The 19,700-nt window shown below is 43.7% G+C and carries 21 protein-coding genes and 1 riboswitch; of the genes, 1 reads left to right on the top strand and 20 read right to left on the bottom strand.

The genetic code is table 11. From position 1 onward, the window contains the following. Positions 1-31: 31 nt before the first annotated feature. From ADH27_RS02220 to tmk, 8 genes are all read right to left on the bottom strand, one after another. Positions 32-1,573: an ABC-F family ATP-binding cassette domain-containing protein gene (locus tag ADH27_RS02220; RefSeq protein WP_048689672.1), complete on the bottom strand. Its 1,542-nt coding sequence runs from the start codon at positions 1,571-1,573 to the stop codon at positions 32-34. A gap of 84 nt (positions 1,574-1,657) precedes the next feature. Continuing rightward, a complete protein-coding gene (locus tag ADH27_RS02225) occupies positions 1,658-2,011 on the bottom strand; it encodes an arsenate reductase family protein (RefSeq protein WP_048715339.1) in 354 nt (117 codons plus the stop codon). Positions 2,012-2,020: 9 nt separating this feature from the next. Further along, entirely contained in the window at positions 2,021-2,509 is a 489-nt protein-coding gene (locus ADH27_RS02230; RefSeq protein WP_048715342.1) for a methylated-DNA--[protein]-cysteine S-methyltransferase, read from the bottom strand. Further along, entirely contained in the window at positions 2,502-3,074 is a 573-nt protein-coding gene (locus ADH27_RS02235; protein WP_048715344.1) for a GNAT family N-acetyltransferase, read from the bottom strand. Before ADH27_RS02235 ends, ADH27_RS02230 begins: the two co-directional genes overlap by 8 nt. A gap of 10 nt (positions 3,075-3,084) precedes the next feature. Then, complete coding sequence (rsmI, locus tag ADH27_RS02240; RefSeq protein ID WP_048715346.1) at positions 3,085-3,948, bottom strand: 16S rRNA (cytidine(1402)-2'-O)-methyltransferase; 864 nt, start codon at positions 3,946-3,948, stop codon at positions 3,085-3,087. A 2-nt stretch (positions 3,949-3,950) separates the two neighbouring features. Further along, positions 3,951-4,271, bottom strand: coding sequence for a DNA replication initiation control protein YabA (gene yabA / locus ADH27_RS02245; protein WP_023024026.1), 321 nt, complete (start codon positions 4,269-4,271; stop codon positions 3,951-3,953). Positions 4,272-4,275: 4 nt separating this feature from the next. Further along, complete coding sequence (locus tag ADH27_RS02250) at positions 4,276-5,175, bottom strand: DNA polymerase III subunit delta' (RefSeq protein ID WP_048715348.1); 900 nt, start codon at positions 5,173-5,175, stop codon at positions 4,276-4,278. Next, on the bottom strand, positions 5,172-5,810 hold the full coding sequence (gene tmk, locus ADH27_RS02255; RefSeq protein WP_048715350.1) for a dTMP kinase: 639 nt from the start codon (positions 5,808-5,810) through the stop codon (positions 5,172-5,174). Before tmk ends, ADH27_RS02250 begins: the two co-directional genes overlap by 4 nt. Before the next feature lie 172 nt (positions 5,811-5,982). Between tmk and ADH27_RS02260 the strand changes: the two genes are divergently transcribed. After that, positions 5,983-6,870: a YitT family protein gene (locus ADH27_RS02260; protein WP_048715352.1), complete on the top strand. Its 888-nt coding sequence runs from the start codon at positions 5,983-5,985 to the stop codon at positions 6,868-6,870. A 38-nt stretch (positions 6,871-6,908) separates the two neighbouring features. Here the strand turns inward: ADH27_RS02260 and ADH27_RS02265 are convergent, their stop codons facing one another. From ADH27_RS02265 to ADH27_RS02320, 12 genes are all read right to left on the bottom strand, one after another. Then, positions 6,909-7,565, bottom strand: coding sequence for a CBS and ACT domain-containing protein (locus ADH27_RS02265; RefSeq protein WP_048715355.1), 657 nt, complete (start codon positions 7,563-7,565; stop codon positions 6,909-6,911). 166 nt (positions 7,566-7,731) lie between these two features. Beyond that, complete coding sequence (locus tag ADH27_RS02270; protein ID WP_048715357.1) at positions 7,732-8,442, bottom strand: ABC transporter ATP-binding protein; 711 nt, start codon at positions 8,440-8,442, stop codon at positions 7,732-7,734. Further along, the gene (locus ADH27_RS02275; RefSeq protein WP_048689704.1) at positions 8,442-9,206 is read right to left on the bottom strand and encodes an ABC transporter ATP-binding protein; all 765 of its coding nucleotides are present in this window, start codon (positions 9,204-9,206) and stop codon (positions 8,442-8,444) included. The genes ADH27_RS02270 and ADH27_RS02275 overlap by 1 nt, the downstream gene beginning before the upstream one ends. Continuing rightward, complete coding sequence (locus ADH27_RS02280) at positions 9,206-10,153, bottom strand: branched-chain amino acid ABC transporter permease (protein ID WP_048715359.1); 948 nt, start codon at positions 10,151-10,153, stop codon at positions 9,206-9,208. Before ADH27_RS02280 ends, ADH27_RS02275 begins: the two co-directional genes overlap by 1 nt. Positions 10,154-10,156: 3 nt before the next feature. Continuing rightward, positions 10,157-11,026: a branched-chain amino acid ABC transporter permease gene (locus tag ADH27_RS02285; protein ID WP_009731472.1), complete on the bottom strand. Its 870-nt coding sequence runs from the start codon at positions 11,024-11,026 to the stop codon at positions 10,157-10,159. An 81-nt stretch (positions 11,027-11,107) separates the two neighbouring features. Continuing rightward, positions 11,108-12,265: an ABC transporter substrate-binding protein gene (locus tag ADH27_RS02290; RefSeq protein ID WP_006595827.1), complete on the bottom strand. Its 1,158-nt coding sequence runs from the start codon at positions 12,263-12,265 to the stop codon at positions 11,108-11,110. 92 nt (positions 12,266-12,357) lie between these two features. Then, positions 12,358-12,642 (bottom strand): DUF2129 domain-containing protein, encoded by a 285-nt coding sequence (locus ADH27_RS02295; RefSeq protein ID WP_048689712.1) that lies wholly within the window; start codon positions 12,640-12,642, stop codon positions 12,358-12,360. 131 nt (positions 12,643-12,773) lie between these two features. Continuing rightward, positions 12,774-13,364 (bottom strand): ATP-dependent Clp protease proteolytic subunit, encoded by a 591-nt coding sequence (locus tag ADH27_RS02300; RefSeq protein ID WP_023024046.1) that lies wholly within the window; start codon positions 13,362-13,364, stop codon positions 12,774-12,776. Between the two features lie 162 nt (positions 13,365-13,526). Beyond that, positions 13,527-14,156, bottom strand: a complete 630-nt coding sequence (gene upp / locus ADH27_RS02305) for a uracil phosphoribosyltransferase (RefSeq protein WP_048689715.1) — start codon at positions 14,154-14,156, stop codon at positions 13,527-13,529. A 100-nt stretch (positions 14,157-14,256) separates the two neighbouring features. Next, entirely contained in the window at positions 14,257-16,917 is a 2,661-nt protein-coding gene (gene mgtA, locus ADH27_RS02310) for a magnesium-translocating P-type ATPase (protein WP_048715361.1), read from the bottom strand. A gap of 223 nt (positions 16,918-17,140) precedes the next feature. Then, positions 17,141-17,295, bottom strand: a riboswitch (M-box (ykoK) riboswitch). Positions 17,296-17,336: 41 nt separating this feature from the next. After that, positions 17,337-18,506 carry a MalY/PatB family protein gene (locus ADH27_RS02315; RefSeq protein ID WP_048715363.1) on the bottom strand — a complete coding sequence of 390 codons (1,170 nt, stop codon included), beginning with the start codon at positions 18,504-18,506 and terminating at the stop codon, positions 17,337-17,339. A gap of 9 nt (positions 18,507-18,515) precedes the next feature. After that, positions 18,516-19,610 carry a cystathionine gamma-synthase gene (locus ADH27_RS02320; RefSeq protein ID WP_048689723.1) on the bottom strand — a complete coding sequence of 365 codons (1,095 nt, stop codon included), beginning with the start codon at positions 19,608-19,610 and terminating at the stop codon, positions 18,516-18,518. Between the last annotated feature and the right edge of the window lie 90 nt (positions 19,611-19,700).

Raw genomic sequence — 19,700 nt, forward strand, 5'->3', positions numbered from 1 at the left:
AAAAGAGAACCTCGAGGTTCTCTTTTTGTGTTTACGTCAATTCATTAAAGTCCCAGATTTGGTCCATCCAACCTTCATAGAAGTCTGGCTCGTGGCAAACCATGAGAATCGATCCCTTGTATTCTTTAAGGGCCCGTTTCAATTCATCCTTGGCATCCACATCCAAGTGGTTGGTCGGCTCGTCCAGTACCAAGACATTGTTTTCACGATTCATCAAGAGACAGAAACGCACCTTGGCTTGCTCTCCACCAGATAGCACCTGAATTTGACTCTCGATATGTTTGGTGGTCAAACCACAGCGAGCAAGGGCAGCACGGACTTCTGCTTGGTTGAGAGCTGGAAAGGCATTCCAAACTGCTTCAAGCGGGGTCTGACGATTGCCCCCTTCGACCTCTTGCTCAAAGTAACCAAGTTCTAAGTAATCTCCACGTTCTACTTCTCCAGCAATCGGTGGGATGATTCCCAGCAAGCTCTTCAAGAGAGTAGTTTTCCCTATCCCGTTAGCTCCGATGATGGCTACCTTTTGATTGCGCTCGAAGGTTAGGTTCAAAGGCTTGGTTAAAGGACGATCATACCCGATTTGAAGGTCCTTTGCTTGGAAAATGAAGCGTCCAGGAGTCCGGGCATTTTTAAATTCAAAGGAGGGCTTTGGTTTCTCACTTTGCAACTCAATGAGTTCCATCTTGTCCAGCTTCTTCTGACGAGACATGGCCATGTTCCGTGTAGCCACACGCGCCTTATTGCGGGCTACGAAATCTTTTAAATCAGCAATTTCTTTTTGCTGGCGTTCATAAGCCGCTTCCAATTGCGATTTCTTCATTTCATAGACTTCAAGGAATTGGTAGTAATCTCCTGAATAGCGGGTCAACTGTTGATTTTCCACATGGTAGACGATGTTGATTACATCATTCAAGAAAGGAATATCGTGGGAAATGAGGACAAAGGCATTTTCATAGTTCTGCAAGTAGCGTTTGAGCCAATCGATGTGCTCCGCATCCAAGTAGTTGGTTGGCTCGTCCAAGAGAAGGATATCTGGTTTTTCAAGGAGCAATTTAGCCAAAAGGACCTTGGTCCGCTGCCCACCTGAAAGGGCCGTCACATCTGTCTCCATGCCAAAGTCCATGACTCCTAGAGCACGCGCCACTTCATCTATCTTAGCATCCAAGGTATAGAAATCCCGACTCTCTAACCGATCCTGGAGCTCTCCGACTTCTTCCATGAGAGCATCCATATCCGCTCCATCTTCAGCCATTTCCATATAGAGGTCATTGATGCGAGCCTCTGCTTTAAAGAGCTCGTCGAAAGCTGTCCGCAAGACATCGCGCACCGTTTGCCCTTCTTTTAGGACAGCATGCTGGTCAAGATAGCCAGCGGTCACATACTTAGACCACTCGACCTTCCCTTCGTCGGGTTGCATCTTGCCCGTCACGATGCTCATGAAGGTGGATTTTCCTTCACCATTGGCCCCTACCAATCCGATATGCTCTCCCTTTAACAAGCGGAAGGACACATCCTCAAAAATAGCCCGGTCTCCAAAGCCGTGGCTTAAATTTTTCACCTCTAAAATACTCATGATTGACTCTCTTTCATTGATTTCACTCGTATGATTATATCATCTTCAAGACAGAATTAAAAGGGAGTCCAACTCCCTTTTCTCTTACAAATCTAAGTCCGCATATGGTTTCCGGTAGCCCACTTGAACAACTTTTCCATCCTTCACTAAGAGAGGGCGCTTGATCAGCATGCCATCGCTAGCTAAAAGGTCTGCCGCTTCTTCTATCGAAAGCTGATCCACCTTGTCTTTCAAGCCCAACTCCCGATACTTCATCCCACTAGTGTTAAAGAAGGATTTGATTGGTAGGGAAGACTCCTTGATCCAGGTTTGTAGTTGCTCACTGGTCGGGGTGTCTACCACGATATCTTGGCTATCAAACTCACAGCCTAAGCTCGTTAATTCCGATTTCGCCTTGCGGCAGGTCGAACATTTTGGGTATTCAATAAATGATAACATCTTTTCTCCTTATTCTTTCCAAGATATGGCCTCATGTTGCAACAGCCAACGCTTGCGATCTAGTCCAGCAGCATAGCCTGTCAACTTTTTCTCCGTACCCAGCACCCGGTGACATGGGATGAGGAGGATCAAGGGATTCCGACCTACTGCTTGACCGATGGCTTGGGCCGATTTGCAAGACAAGGCCCGGGCAATCTCTCCATAAGTCCGATTTTCCCCATAGGGAATCTGAGCTAGATAGGCCCAAACTCTTTGTTGAAAGTCTGTCCCTTGAGGAGATAGGGGAAAGGGCATGGAAGGATTTTCCCCTAAAAAGTATTGATCCAGCCATTCAAAGACAGCCTCATGAAGTGGCTGACAAGCTTCTTCTATATGCTCAAGCCCCTGCTCACAATTGACTTGGTCACAAAACCAGATCCCAACTAGGCTTTCCTCATCCACCACAACAAATAGAGGTCCCAAGGGACTCTGATAGAGTTGGCGATAAAACCTAGTCATTTTGAGATTGTTCTGCACGGTAGTCCCAACGATCATCTTCGCTAATCACTTGGAAGAGGCTGGTTTCTGCCTTCCGTTTAATCTTCTGATAAGCGAGACGAACTCCATCAATTGGCACCTTTCCACAGTAATGGAAGCCTAACTTCTCTAAAAGGTGTTGCATGACCTTGTTGTCAGGATGGGTATCACAACGGAAGTCTGGGCCCTTTTCTCCTTCGATCAAACCTTGAAGGAAGGTTTGGGCTACACCTCGTCCAGCAACTTCTTTGGCAACAGCGACCCGGTGGAAACTGATATAGAGATAGTTATCATGTTCCCATTTTCCATCATAAATGTCATTATAAGCTGCTTCATTTCCCTTGTAGAGAGCGGCATAAGCTACGACTTCTTGATTCTCTACAGCTACATAACCACGGCTTTCTAGGATATCCTCAAAAATGATTTCTTGATCCGGATAACCATCCTGCCATTGGTCCACGCCAGCTGCAGCTAAGCTGTCCTTGCCATCTTGAATGATTTCCATAATCCGATTGATTTCATTGGGATAAGCCATTCTAATTTCCATCAGACTCTCCTTATTCTTCCTCTTGGTGGTAACGGGCATAAAGTTCACTCTTTTGTAGCCCGAATTGTTTGGCAACCTGTTTAATCGCCTGGTTCTTTTTCATACCAGACTGGACCAGTAGATCAATCTCTTGGATCAGATCCACTTCTTCTAGATCTGGCTCCTGCTCACTGGCTCCCTCTACAATCAGAAGGCACTCCCCCTTGAGGGGATTTTCCTCTAGGTAAGCCACTAACTCCTCAATAGTCCCTCGCGTGTACTCTTCATAAATCTTGGTCAATTCTCGGACCAGCACAACTGGACGATTCCCATAAACTGCCAGCATATTTTGAAGCGTCGCACGAACTCGGTGCGGAGACTCATAAAAGATCTGGGTCTCAGGATAGGCCAATTTCTCTTGGAAAAAGGCCTTTTGCTGCCCTTCCTTGCGTGGAAGAAAGCCATAAAAGATATGGGGCTGGGGTGCCAGGCCACTGGCAATTAGGCCGGTAATGCCGGCACTCGGACCAGGAACTGCCACAATAGGGATCTCTCGCTCAATCGCTGCCTTGACCAGGTCGTGACCTGGATCCGAAATACTAGGCAGTCCTGCATCCGATACCTGGGCCAGGTCCTTTCCAGACTCTAAATGAGCTAGCAAATCAGGGATTTTCTCCATGGCATTGTGCTCATGGAAGCTAGTTTGTGGTGTCGCAATCTCAAAATGCTTGAGCAAGAGTCCTGTATTGCGTGTATCTTCTGCTGCTATCAGATCCACCTCTTTTAGAGTTTGGATCATGCGGTAGCTCATGTCATCCCGATTGCCAATTGGGGTTGGCACTAAAAAGAGAGTCCCTGTCGCTTTATCCCCTTTAAAACTTCGTTGAATCTGCATGTTTACTCCCTAAATAACAATTCATCACAGAAAATACACTCTTCATCATTTTCACGACGTTGACCATAGGAGTCTGTACAAACATGAAATCCATCATTGTAAATTCTTTGTAAATTTTCACGACCATTGCGATGGAATTTAGGGGAGCTGGTTTTCTCCACTTCTCCTAAGCGCTCTCTTAATTTATCATTTTCAAGACGCAGAGCTGTATTTTCCTCGACAATGAGTTTGAGATTTTTCTTAATGGCTTCAACCTCTGCTAATGTAACCAGCAATTCCTGGGAGAAGCCATCCAAAGCATCAAATAATTCTTTTTTATTCATCTCTTTACCTTCTATTTTTCAACTGTAGGACCATATACTCGAGAGCATTTTGAAAACTCACATTCCGTTCCCACATCTGTTTGGCCAAGACCAATTTTTCTAGATAGTCTCTTCCTAAGAACAGACTGATGGAGCGTGCAAAGAGCAATTCCAGCAAGCGAAAGGCTTGGGCCTGTTTTTCTTTATCATCCGTCTCTTGAACCAAGCGAGAGACCAGTAAGTAGACATGCGGATCTGCTTTTAGACAAGCTGCGACGAAACGCTCACACTCCCTCACCAGATCGAAAAAGGAGGGATTCTGAGCGAGAATTTGAGCCTCTTGGAAACCTTGACTAAAGTTGGCTAACAAATCTGCTTGTTGAAGCAAGAGACCTTCCTGAAGGAGATACTCTTTTAGGAAATCTTGGTTTTTTGGAAAATGGACCTGCTGCGCCCGACTTTTTATGGTCGGGAGAACCAGCTGCTCATCTGCTGTCAGCAGAAAAATATGAACTTCACTCTGAGGTTCTTCAATGACCTTGAGGAGGGAATTGGCCGCATTGACATGCATCCGGTCTGCATCACAGATGATAAAGACTTGCTTGGATCCTTCGTAGCCTGACTGAGAAAAATGCTGGATCAAATCCCGGATCCGATCCGTTTTGATGATTTGATTGACCGGTCGGACAACCGTTACATCTGAGAATTCATCCTCTTCAATCAAGCGACAAGCCCGACAAGTCCCACAGGGCCAAACACCCTTCTTGTCCGTACAAAAGAGACTTTGGGACAAGAGCTGGGCCATCTCAAAACTGCCAAAATCTCCTGTAAAGAGATAGGCGTGGCTCAAGCGGTCTTGTTCTAAAATAGCTTGGAAGCGATCGACTAACTGAGGTTGAAGTTTTTGCACTTGTTCTAACTTCATTCACTGATCTCCAAGACTTCTTTCAATAATAGCCAAGTATCTTCGACCACCTGGTCAAAAGGTTGACTGGCATCAATTTTCACCACACGTTGTGGTTCTTTTTCGAGGATAGCCAGATAGCCTTGACGGACTTTCTGATGGAGACTGAGTCCTTCTAGATCCAAGCGATTGACTTCACGGCTGGCACTCTTAGCAATTCTCGCCAACCCTTCTTCTACATCAATGTCAAAGTAGAAGGTCCGATTGGGTTTCAGACCATCAGTCGCAAATTGGTTCAACCATTCAATATCTGCTACTGCTAATCCACGCCCAAAGCCTTGGTATGCTACCGAACTGTCGATAAAACGATCCATGATAACTAGCTTCCCTGCTTTCAAAGCTGGAAGGACACGTTCTGCCAAGTGTTGGCGACGACTGGCGATATAAAGAAGCAATTCTGTCTTGGGATCCATTTCCGTATGGGATGGATCTAGAATGACCTCGCGTATTTTTTCTGCTATTTCGACGCCCCCTGGCTCCCGCGTGGTAATATAGGCAATCCCTGCCTTTTCCAAGCGTGGTAGCAAGGCTTCTAAAACGGAGGATTTCCCTGCACCTTCTGGGCCTTCAATTGAAATTAATGTTCCCTGTTTCATTCTCTTATCTTAACTTTCTATACTCATTTCTCTAGCATGCATCACTTCTTTTTATTTTACCAAAAATAGGGGTAAAAATCCTGTCCGAATTCGTGAAAATTGATGAAAATTATTTCCTATTTTTCATTTTTTTTGGTAAAATGTATGGTGAAAAATGAATAGGAGAACGAGCATGTTTAAGGCAAAAAATATTCTGGCCATTATTTTGGGGGCTGGCATTTTTTCTTTTGGAATCTTCTTTTTAGTCATTCCATTTCACTTTTATGAGGGAGGAGCTACAGGGATTACCCTGATTACCTACTACCTCTTTAAAATTCCCGTTTCGGTCATGAACTTGGCCATCAATATTCCCCTCTTTTTCCTAGCCTGGAAATTACTGGGGCTCCGATCCCTCTATCTCAGTTTGATTGGAACTTTTTCGGTCTCTACTTGGATGGCCATCTTCGAGCTGATCCCTGGAAGTCATCATCTTCAAAATGCAGTCTTTACGGCTCTTGACGGAGACATCCTCCTAGCCTGTATCGGATCAGGGGTTATCCTTGGAGCTGGGCTTGGGATTATCTTCAACGCTGGAGGCACTACAGGTGGAACCGATATTGTCGCGCGTATCTTTAACAAGTACACGACGCTTTCCATGGGACGCCTCATGTTGATTGTGGATGCCATCGTCTTGACAACTGTTTTGATCGTCTTCAAGGACTTCCGAATTGCAGCCTACACCCTCCTCTTTATCCTGATTGACACCGTCGTCATTGATATCGTCGGTGAAGGAGGTTTTGCAGGAAAAGGATTCCTCGTGGTTACATCTAAACCAGATGAAATTGCCAAACAAATCACGACTGATTTGGGCCGAGGAGTCACATTCGTAAACGGCATGGGCTATTATAGCCAACAAGAAATGAAGATTATCTACTGCGTGGTTTCACGGAATGAAATGAAACAGATGAAAGATATCATCAATAAGATCGATCCATTCGCCTTCATTACCATTACAGAAGCCCATGAAATCCTAGGAGAAGGATTTACCTTGGATACCAACAAGCAGCCCATTGCTCGCTAAAACAAAGAGCCTGAGAATATCTCAGGCTCTTTCTTTATTTAAAAGTCTTTTGCAGATGTGCGACTAATTTCATCCACACGAATACCATTTTCTTCAAATTTCTTCTTGATGACTTCCGTATCGGTAATGCCATCAATCTGAACTTCGATAACGACATGATCATCTTTGGTTGGGATATTGACTGTATTGGCGATATTGTATCCTTCTTCTACAATCAAATGAATGATTTGTTCTAGAACACCAACCTTATCTTCTGTCACAAAGCGAACACGAACTCCTTCTTCTCCATAACCGGATACTTCGAGGAAGGCACGGAAAATATCACGGTCTGTGATGACACCGGATACTTGGTCATTGTCTACAACCGGAAGAATTCCCACCTTGTTCTTATACATGAGATAGGTCGCATCTTCGAGGCTGGCAAATTTAGAGACAGTAATGACATCACGAAGCATGACATCTTTGACCTTGGTCTTGTTCAACAGATAGTTCATCTCAAAAATAGACAAGCTTGTTGCTTTAGATGGACTTGCTTCTGCAATCGTACCTTCTGTCACCAAACCGACCAATTTGTCATTTTCAATGACCGGCAAGCGGTGTAAGCCTTGTTCCCGCATCAAATCTGCCGCATGGGCAATTGTCGTATCTGGACTAATATACACTACTTTACGGGTCATAAAATCTTTAACAGCCATAATCATTCTCCTATGCTTTTCTTAGTTTTATTATACTTGATTTTTAGTACTATTTCAAACGCTTTCAGCAGTTTTCTCTTGTTTTCAAAATTTAGAAAAATCAAACAAGAGAGATGAAAAAAGAAAGGCCTTTAGGACCTTTCCTTTCAAACAAACTTTAAAAATCTTATCCACCAAGGTAGGCCTTGCGGACTTCTTCTGAGGATAAGAGTTCTTTTCCTGTTCCGGTAAGAACGACTTTCCCTGTTTCGAGAACATAACCGCGGTCTGCGATGGCAAGGGCCTTGTTGGCATTTTGTTCAATCAAGAGAACAGTTGTTCCTTGTTTTTGGATATCTTGGATGATATCAAAGATTTCTTGGATAAAGATTGGGGCCAATCCCATAGAAGGTTCATCCAGGAGCAAAAGTTTTGGCGTCGACATGAGGGCACGACCCATTGCAAGCATTTGTTGCTCCCCACCAGATAGGGTGGCTGCATCTTGGTTCTTCCGTTCTTCCAAACGTGGGAAACGGGAGAAGACCTTCTTCAAGTTAGCTTGGTTTTCTTCTCGGTCTTTCTTCAAGAAAGCTCCCATTTCCAAGTTTTCCATAACGGTCAAGCCTGGAAAGACGTGGCGACCTTCTGGAACTTGAGAGAGTCCTGCTGCTACTATCTTTTGAGCTGGAACCTTTTGAATCTCCTGACCCAAAAACTCAATTTTCCCAGCACTTGGACGCACCAAACCTGAAATGGTACGAAGAATAGATGTTTTCCCAGCACCGTTAGCACCGATAAGAGAAACAACTTCTCCTTCATTTACCTCGAAACTGACATCACGGACAGCCTGGATCATGCCATAGTGTACAGAAAGATTTTCAACTTTTAACATAGACATTAGGCTTCACCTCCTAGATATGCTTCGATTACACGTTTGTTGTTCTTGATTTCATCTGGCGTTCCATGAGCAATCAATCGACCATATTCCAATACATAAATCCGTTCCGTTACTTCCATGACCAAGCTCATATCGTGCTCGATCAGCATGATCGTAATATTAAATTCTTTTTGAATGCGACGGATCAATTGGGTCAATTCTGCTGTTTCTTGAGGGTTCATCCCTGCAGCAGGTTCATCCAAGAAGAGGATTTTTGGCTCTGTCGCAAGGGCACGAACGATCTCCAAGTGACGTTGTTGTCCGTAAGCCAAGTTTTTAGCCAAGGTATCTGCTTCTTTTTCCAAACCGAAAATGGCTAACAATTCAAGGGCTTTTGCTTTCAAAGCTTCTTCATTCTTGTAATAGCTTGGCAAGCGGAAAAGACTCGCAAAGACATGTGGTTTGTGGTGGTTGGCAAAGGCAATCAAGACATTGTCCAAAACGCTCAAATCTTTAAAGAGACGAATATTTTGGAAAGTCCGTCCCAGACCACCTGCAGCGATTTTATAAGGTGCTTTACCATTTAATAGGTGACCATCTAAGGTAATGGTCCCTTCACTTGGTTCATACACTCCTGTTAGGAGGTTGAAGAGGGTTGTTTTACCGGCACCGTTGGGCCCGATCAACCCAACCAATTCCCCTTCATTGAGTTCCATGGTCACATCCCCAACGGCTGTCAAACCACCAAAGTTTTTTGTTAAATTTTTTACTTCAAGAAGTGCCATTAGTTAGCCTCCTTTTTTGAGAGTAGTTTTTTCAAGCTGAATTCCCATGTTCCAAGAAGACCACCTGGACGGAAGATCATCACGAGAATCAAAGCCAATGAGTAAATGATCATACGTACACTTGAGAAGTCTTGAAGCACCATGTTCAAGATCCCCAAGACGATAGCTGCTACAACTGTTCCTGACATTGATCCCAAACCACCAAAGACGACAATGATCAAGACATTAATAGTATTGGTGAAAGAATAATCTTTAGGAACAACGGAGCCGATAAAGCCAGCTTGGAGAGATCCAGCAATCGCCGCTGTGATCGCACCAAATACAAAGGCGATGACTTTGACTTTGGTCGTATTGATCCCAACAGATTCTGCTGCGATTTCATCTTCACGAACAGAGAGGGTAGAACGTCCAATTGGACTGCGTAAGAAGTTGATGGTAAAAATGGTCGTTATCACGACAAAAAGGTAAACCAATTGCCAGGTTGTAAAGGCTGGCAAACCAAGGATACCGGCGGCACCATTGGTGAGAGTACCACCATTGACGATCAAGATCCGGATGATTTCAGAAACCCCAAGTGTCGCAATCGCGAGGTAGTCCCCTTTCAAACGAAGGGTTGGAACCCCAACGATCAAGGCCACAGCACCTGCGATCAAAGCCCCTAAAACCATCGCTCCAAAGAAAGCCCCGTAGGTTGGTGATTTGGAGCCGAGAATGGCTGCAGAGTAGGCACCAATGGCCATAAATCCGGCATGACCGAGTGAGAATTGACCTGAAAAACCAACGATGAGGTTCAAACCAACTGCAAGGATAATATTAATTCCGATTTGTTCTAAAATTTGGATATAGAAGAGGTTGAGCACACCCGCTGCAACCAAGACTTGGATCAAGGCAAAACCTGCGACCAAAAGACCAAGCCAGACTAAATTCACTTTTAAATTTTGTTTCATGGCTTACACCTTCTCTTTCACATTTTTACCGAGGATACCTGCTGGACGGATGAGCAAGATCACAATCAAGATGGCATACACAATAGCATCACGGAAGTCTGAAAGACCAATCGCTGTAGCGAAAGTTTCCAATAAACCGATGACAAAGCCACCTAGGGCCGCGCCTGGAATGATTCCGATTCCTCCAAGAACGGCTGCGACAAAGGCTTTGATCCCTGGTGTCATCCCCATCAAAGGTTCGATTGAGTTGTAATACAAACCGATCAAAACCCCACCAGCACCCGCTAAGGCTGATCCCAAAGCAAAGGTAAAGCTGATGGTCCGGTTTACGTTAATCCCCATCAATTGAGCAGCATCGCTATCAACAGAAACGGCACGCATGGCTTTCCCCATCTTTGTCTTTTGGATAATAAATTGAAGAGCGACCATCAAGAAAATAGACACTCCTAAAATCATCAACTGAATGTTAGAGATCGAAATGGGACCAAAATTGTAACGAACAGTTTCAATGACTTGCGGGAAGGAACGGGTATTGGCCCCTACAAAGAAGACCATCCCATATTCAAGCAAGAAGGAAACCCCGATGGCTGTGATCAAGGCTGCAATCCGAGTCGAATGACGAAGCGGACGATAAGCCAGATATTCAATCACAACCCCTAAAATAGCTGTCCCGACCATAGCTAGAAGCAAGGCTACAAAGAAGTTAACTTTCAATGAGTTCAATAAGAAATACCCCATAAAGGCACCTACCATGTAGATATCCCCATGGGCAAAGTTGATCAATTTGATAATTCCATACACCATAGTATAACCAAGGGCCAAGAGTGCATAGACACTTCCCAAGATTAGACCGTTCACTAATTGCTGGAGCATTTGAACCATCCTTTCTAATAATAAAGAGCGAGGCCAGGAATTTTCATTCTCCCAGCCTCTTGTAAAAACAACAAATGATAATTAAGGTTTAACCGACTCAACTGACTCAACTTTACCATCTTTTAAGCCAATCATAAGTGCAGATTTAACCGGATTATGGTCTTTGTCAATAGACATTGTACCAGTAACACCTTCCAAGTCTTTCAACTTCGCAAGGTTGTCTTTCAATTCGACAGAGTTCTTAGCACCTTTAGATGCTTCTGCAACCATGTAAACTGAATCATATGCCAAAGCTGCAAACATTGAAGGTTCTTCGTTGTATTTTGCTTTATAAGCTTCTACGAATTTCTTGGCTTTATCAGTCATTTCACCTTCAGTAGAGAATCCAGCTACGTAGTAGATGTCTGTAGCTGCAGCAGGTGTTGCTTGTTCAACGAATTTAGCATCGCTAAATCCATCACCACCAATGATTGGTTGTTTGATTCCCATACCACGTGCTTGGTTTACAATTTTACCAGTTTCAGTGTAGTACCCTGGAAGGACAATCGCATCGAAGTCTTTGTCTTTGATTTTTGTAAGAGCAGCTTGGAAGTCAGTATCCTTAGATTGGAAAGTTTCTGTTGCTACGATTTCACCTTTATAAGATTTCTTAAAGGCTTCAGCAATCCCTTTAGCATAGTCAGATGAATTATCGTAGTAAAGAACAACTTTCTTCGCTTTCAAGTTATCCGTTGTATATTTAGCAATGATTTGTCCTTGGAAGCTATCGATGAAGGTTGCACGGAAAAGGTAATCTTGACCTTTTGTCAAATTATCTTGTGTTGCAGATGGTGTTACCAATGGAACACCTGCTTTACCAGCATTCGCAACAGCTGCGGCAGTGGCACCTGAAGTAGCAGGCCCTACAAGAGCGTTCACTTTTGATTGAGTGACAAGGTTTGTAGTGATTGTAGCTGCTTCAGCTGTTTCAGATTTGTTATCTTTGTCTGTGACAACAATCTTCTTACCATCAGCTCCACCATTAGCATTGATTTCATCAACGGCTAATTGAGCACCTTTTTGTTCAGCACTACCATATGCTGCTACTTCACCAGTTTTTTCAAAGTTAAAACCGATTTTTAGTTCTTTGCCGATTTCGTTACCAGTTGTGTTTGAACCTGAAGTTGAAACTTCACCACAGGCCGCAAGAAGAGCGACACTTGCAATTGTTAAAAATGAAAGAGCAAATTTTTTCTTCATTTGTAATAATCTCCTTAAATAATCTTAAAATAAATACATATTAAGAATATACCGAATTATCTGACAATTGTCAATATAAAAAACGCAATCCTTTAAATGATTGCGTTTTCTACTTGTGTTTCATCCTGTTGACGATGCAAACTTCCTACAAAATCACGATCCAATTCTTGAATATGGCAAATTTGAACCTTCTTTACAAAGCGTTCTTTTTTTAATTGCTGCATAATTTCAAGAACTTGAGGACTATCGACATAGACCTGGACATAGCGCATTTTTTTGGAATGATAGATCACATCCCCAATTTCCTGTAATTTCTTTGCATCTCGATTATAATACAATTTTACAATTAAGCCTGTTCTAGCTTGCTTCTCAAACATACACAATCCCTTTCTGCTTCTGTTACAAGTATAGCAAATTTCAGGTAAAAATACTATCTTTTTCTAGAAAGTAAAGAATGTCTTAAAAAAACCTCTCCTGTCAAAGGAGAGGGCTGGATGGTTAAGATTTCTTATCCGAGATTGTTGTTAGCCATGATTTCATCGATGAAACCATAAGCTAAGGTTTCTTCTGCAGTCATCCAATTATCCCGTTCTGCATCAGCGTGGATTTTCTTGATGGTTTGACCTGAATTTTCTGCCAAGATTTTTTCCAATCTGTGACGTGTTTTCAAGAGGTGTTCTGCTGCAATGGCCATATCCGTTTGTTGAGTACCGCCACCAGTACCACCCATTGGTTGGTGGATCATGTACTCAGCATTTGGCAACATGAAGCGTTTGCCTTTGGCACCACTTGATGCAATCACAGTCCCCATTGAAGCTGCCATCCCCATGACGATGGTTTGGACGTCTGATTTGATAAAGTTCATGGTATCGACGATTGCCAAACCTGCAGAGACAGAGCCTCCTGGCGTATTGATATACATATAGATATCTTTGGTATTATCTTGGGCATCCAAGAAGAGTAATTGGGCAATAATCGAATTGGCCATTTGGTCTTCTACCGGTCCTGTCACCATGATAATACGGTCTTTTAAGAGGCGTGAGTATATGTCGTATGAGCGTTCGCCACGACTAGTTTGTTCAATTACTACTGGAATCATTCATTCATCTCCTTTTATCCATTATAACCGGCACCATCTCACGAGTTTCATCCGGTTGATTCGAGAGGCTAGCTCTCCTTCCATTCTTTATAAAAGCTATTATATCCCATTGGTCAACAAAGGTCAAATTTTTACTTTCCTAAAGATAGATTGGAAATGTGCTTATTTGGTACCAAACAAACGGTCCCCAGCATCACCTAAACCTGGAACGATATAGCCGTTTTCGTTGAGCCGTTCATCCAAGGCTGCAGCAAAGATTTCGACATCTGGATGAGCTGTTTGAAGAGCTTCCACTCCTTCTGGTGCTGCAACTAAGCAGACAAATTTAATATGGCTTGCACCACGTTTCTTTAATGAATCTACCGCTAGGATTGCAGATCCCCCAGTCGCCAACATTGGGTCTACCACAAAGATTTGACGTTGGTCGATATCTTCTGGCAATTTCACCAAGTATTCAACTGGTTTCAAGGTTTCTTCATCGCGGTACATTCCGATGTGACCAACTTTAGCAGCGGGTACCAAACTCAAGAGTCCGTCTACCATCCCGATCCCTGCACGAAGAATTGGAACAATCGCTAGTTTTTTACCAGCAATCTGTTTTTGAACTGTTTTTGTAATGGGTGTTTCGATTTCTACATCTTCAAGAGGAAGTTCGCGCAAAACTTCGTATCCCATCAACATAGCAATTTCATCTACTAATTCACGAAAAGCCTTTGTAGAGGTATCAGTACGACGCAAAATAGACAATTTATGCTGAATCAGTGGATGTTTAATAACTTCAAGTTTTCCCATTGTGGTTCCTTCTTTCTCTATATTCATCTTATTATATCAAAAAGGAAGAAAAAGGCCTACAAATATGCAAACCTTTTCTTTTCTTATTTTAATGACTAGCTTATAGCCACTCCTTGTACTTGCCAATATAATAGTGTTTGACCAGGGTGACACTTGCCATATAAAGGAAGAGAATTCCCGCTAGTAATAGGAAGTAAAGACTATTTAGTGGCGCTACTTTCAATAAGGAAGCCAGTGGGCCATATGGTAGGAAGGTCACAAAGAGGGCTCCCAATAGGGTCGTTGCCATGACTGCAAGGGCTGGCCGACTTTGAACAAAGGGCAATTTTGGAGAGCGGAGCATATAGATGACCATAGTTTGGGACCACATGGACTCAATGAACCAGCCGGTTTGAAAGAGCATGATGAAGAGTCCCGCACTGTCTGCTCCATGGACATAGCCATAGCCTGTAATCATAGGTACGATGATAAAGTAGAGAGCGATAAAGGTCAAGATGTCAAAGACAGAGGAAATAGGACCAAACCAGGCCATAAAGCGGGTAATGGATTTTGCTTCCCAAATCCGAGGTTTCTTCAAGAAGTCCTTATCAACCCGGTCAAAAGGCAAGGCGATACAGGAAAGGTCATAAACCAAGTTTAAAACGATGAGATGGATAGGGGCCATTGGAAGAAAAGGAAGGAAAATACTAGCAAAGAGAAGGGAGAAGATATTCCCAAAGTTGGAAGAAACTGTCATCTTGATGTACTTGGTCATGTTGGCATAAACCTTGCGTCCTTCTACCAAGCCTTTTTCGAGGACCATCAAGTCCTTATCTAGGAGGATAACATCTGCTGTTTCTTTGGCAATATCGACAGCTGTATCAACCGAAATACCCACATCTGCCACTTTCATAGAAGGAGCATCATTGATGCCATCTCCCATATAGCCGACCTTATGGCCATTTGCTTTGAGCTGCAAGATAATGCGTGCTTTTTGATCTGGAGATAATTTTGCAAAAACGGTGGTGGTTTCGACTGCTTGGGCCAAGTCTGAATCAGAGAGACTGTCGATATCGCTACCCAGCAAAATGCGGTCAACATCCAGTCCCACCTTTTCACAAACCGCTTGGGTCACTTTCTCATTATCACCCGTAAGGATTTTAGTAGCAACTCCGTATTCCGCAAGGGTATTGATGGCTGGTGCTGCAGATGGTTTTGGTGGATCTAAGAAGGCTAGGTAGCCCGTCAAGATCATGTCAGCTTCATCTGCTACTTCAAAGGCATAGCCTTCCTCAAGATTTGATTTGTAACTAACCCCTAGCACGCGCAAACCTTGTTCATTCAGCTGAGCCACCTCTGCCAAGACGTCTTCCCGCACTTGATCTGTTAGGGGGATAATCTCATCCTTGTATTCTACATAGTTAGAGACTGCTAGCATTTCTTCCAAGGCTCCCTTGGTGACCATGCTCACGATTCCCCCCTCATCTTTGACAATGACACTCATCCGCCGGCGTTCAAAGTCAAAAGGCAATTCATCAATTTTTTGGAAGCTTTGGTCCAAGCCTCTGACAATCTCATGTTTTTTTGCTTCTCTTTCTGTCCGGCTGATAATAGCGCGATCCATTAAGTTTTTGAGGCCGGTTTGGAAGTAAGAATTGAGATAGGCCCGACGAAGGACAGACAAATCCAAGTCCCCACGAATGTCGAGGGGGTATTCGAGTACAATCTCATCTTGGGTCAAGGTTCCTGTCTTGTCCGTACAGAGGATATCAATAGCGCCTAGATCTTGAATAGCGTTGAGCTTTTTGATGACCACCTTTTCTTTGGCCATGATAATGGACCCCTTGGCCAAGCTAGCTGTGATAATCATTGGGAGCATTTCCGGAGTCAAGCCCACCCCTACACTAAGGGCAAAGACCCCTGCTTCCAGCCAGTCCCCATCTGTCAAACCATTGATAAAGAAGACGATGGGTACCATGACCATCATGAGTCGGATCAACAACCAAGAGATGGTGTTCATTTCTCGTTCAAAAGAGGTTGGTTCATCATAAGTATTGATGGTTTGCTCAATCGCTCCCATCATGGTTTCATCCCCAACGACCAAGACCAAGGCTGTTGCTCGACCTGAGATGACGTTGGTCCCCATGAAAGCTAGACTTTCACTCTCCAAAAGACTGTCCAGATTTTGGCCAGTCGCTTTTTTCAAGCAGACTTTTTCGACAGCATCGCTCTCTCCAGTCAAACCAGACTGTTGAACGAAGAAGTCTCGAGAATCTAACAAGACCACATCCGCTGGGATCATGTCGCCTGCACTCAGTTTGATCAAGTCTCCCACAACGATCTCATCAATGGGAATTTCTTCTTCCTTGCCTTCTCTAATCACTGTTGCTGTATTGACAATCATGCGAGAAAGGTTGCTAGCAGCCTTGTCACTTCGCAATTCTTGGATAAAGCGAATCCCTCCAGAGAGAAGGACGAGAACGACGATGATGAGAGAGGTCGTTGGATCTTCCTCACCTGGTTTGGCTAACCAAACATTGGTCACCAGAGAAACAAGGGCAATGAGCAGTAAGATGACTGTGAAGGGATTGATGATGGATTCAACAATCCGTTTCCAGATAGAATCATCTTGCCCCTTTGTGAGGACATTTTCTCCATAGCTATCCCGGTTTTCCTCTACTTGGTCTTCCGTCAAGCCAGACCAGCTAGATTGATAGGTTGCTAAGGTTCTTGTTTCTGCATCTTGCAATGCAGCAATGAGTCTTTCTTTTGTTGTTTGCATTGGAATCTCCTTTTAAATCAGGAGCCAAACGCTTATAGAGTCCCGATGACACAAATCAGCGATTGGCTGGCTATGTGCGGTTCGGGATGATCGTCGATTTGTATCATAGTGCTCTCCTTTTCTACTTGATAGGTTAGAGGCTTCTTAAGCATTAGAAAAGAGCCCTCCCCTTTTACAGGTAGGACTCATTAAACTCGCCGTTTATTTTTTAATAAAAATTCTCAAAAAATAGACCGTCCAAGCTTTAGCTCCGCAAGGCAATGAAATGAGCTTAGTCTTGACCTTTGCGATCAGGACTGTTGACCAACGAGTAGTGTCTCCACTGCTTTGCGGTAGTCATCCGTATCCTTGTGGTAGCCTCACCTACCGTTATTCCCCTTGAGTATACTCCTCCCCTATAGAAAAGTCAACCCTTAAAATCAACCTTTTTTAGGAAAATTTGTTACAATCCGATCAACAATCTCTTGGACTAGGGTTTTCGGAGCTGCCACATTCAAACGGGCATGTTGCTTCCCTTCTACTCCAAAGTCTGTCCCTTTATTGAGGATGACCTTAGCCTGGTCATGAAGTCGAGCATGGAGTTCTTCCTCTGACAAACCGTAGGCAGAAAAATCAAGCCAGAGTAGATAAGTCCCTTGCGGTTTCATCACACCAATGTCTGTCTGCTCACGCAAAACTTCTACAGTGTAGTTGATATTTTCTTCCAAGACTTCCTTTAAGTCCTCTAACCAAGCCTTTCCCTTCTGATAGGCTACTTCGGTGGCGATAAAGCCAAGGGCAGAAATCTCATGTTGATTGTTTCGCAACTGCCGAGCTTGGAAGGATTTCCTTAGTGCATCATTTTCGATGATGGCATAGGAATTTTTTGTCCCTGCGATGTTGAAGGTTTTGGTCGCACTCGATAAGACAAGGGTGAAATCCTTAAAGCTTGGATCTACCGTATTAAAACATACGTGTCGATTTCCAAATAGCGCCAAGTCTTGGTGAATTTCATCTGAAACAAGCAAGACCCCATATTTTTGACAGAGACGACCAATCTTTTCTAGGACTTCTCGTTCCCAGACGCGACCGCCTGGGTTATGAGGATTGCACAGGATGTAGAGCTTGACTTGGTGCTCCACAAAGTCTTTTTCCAATTGCTCAAAATCAATTTGGAAGAGTCCATCCACTTCTACTAAGGAATTAGTCACTAATTTGCGTTGATTGAGGCGGACGCTACGGGCAAAGGGTGGATAAACTGGCGTATTGATGAGAACAGCCTCGCCTTCCTTAGTGAAAGCCTGAATAGCCGTTGAAATAGACGGAACCACACCTTCCATAAAGACAATGGCTTCCTTCTCAAACACATATCCATGCTCTGACTTTTCCCACTCCTGAACAGCTCGGTAAAGCTCTTCACTAGGATAAGTGTAGCCGTAGACTAATTGATCTGCGTAATCTCGAATGGCTTGGCGAACCGCAGGCAAGGATTCAAAATCCATATCTGCAATCCAAGCAGGAAGAAGTTCTGGATCTTGCTCTGACTCCTTCCATTTGCTAGTGTGGTGCCCCAAACGATTAGGGACAGTCAAAAATTGTTCTTTTCCCATGATGGACTCCTATCTAGCCAATGCTTGTTCTAAATCCTCAATCAAATCCCGTGCATCTTCAATTCCGATGGAAAGGCGAAGCAAGTCATCCGTTAACCCATAGGAATGACGAACCTCTGCAGGAATATCTGCGTGGGTCTGTGTAGTTGGGTAGGTAATCAAACTCTCCACTCCACCTAAGCTTTCTGCAAAGGTAAAGACTTGCAAGTGGTTCAAAATGGTTGGAATCTTTTCTTGGTGGCTTACTTTAAAGGAAACCATGCCTCCCTTGCCGGTATACAAAACTTCCTTAACGGCTGGATGCCCCTTCAAGAATTCCACTACCTTCTTCGCGTTTTCTGTAGAGCGCTCCATTCGAAGGGCTAAGGTTTTTAACCCACGGATCAATTGGTAGCTGTCAAAAGGAGAGAGAACAGCTCCAGTTGTGTTTAAGTTATAAAAGAGTTGCTCATAGAGACCTTCATCATCAGTCACTACAACACCAGCCAAAACGTCATTATGACCCGCTAGATATTTGGTCGCTGAGTGGAGGACGATATCTGCTCCTTCTTCAATTGGACGTTGGTAGATAGGGCTATAGAAGGTGTTGTCTACAATCACTTTTGCCCCTTTTTCATGAGCGAGTTTAGCTAATTTCTGGATGTCAAACTCCAGCATGAGTGGGTTAGTAGGCGTTTCAATATAGAGAATATCCACCTCTCCCTTCAATCCCTCTACCAATTCTTCTTCAGAATTTGCATAGGTAAAGAAAAAGCGTCCTTCTTGTTCCATTTGGTTGAACCAACGGAAAGAGCCTCCATAAAGATCTCTTACTGCCAAAACCTTACTGCCAACAGGAAAAATACTAAAGGCTAAGACAATGGCAGACATACCTGAGCTCGTCACCAAGGCATGCTCTGCACTCTCAATAGCTGCCAAGGTCTTTTCAGCGTTTACCCGAGTCGGATTCTTGGTACGGATATAGTCAAAACCAGTAGATTGACCAAACTCTGGATGCTGGTAAGTGGTTGAAAAATGAAGCGGAGTAATCAAAGCCCCTGTTGCTGGATCCGACTTGATTCCCGCTTGAGCTAGGATGGTGTTAATATTCTTTTTGTGACTCATACAAACCTCCAATGGACGTAAATTCAATTGTCTCTATTGTATCACTTCTTTAGATGATTCGGTTTTTCCTTTTTCAAGAGCTAGATATAG

Origin of the sequence: Streptococcus sp. 343_SSPC (assembly GCF_001072385.1) — a bacterium.
In the GTDB taxonomy this organism is placed as follows: Bacteria; Bacillota; Bacilli; order Lactobacillales; family Streptococcaceae; genus Streptococcus.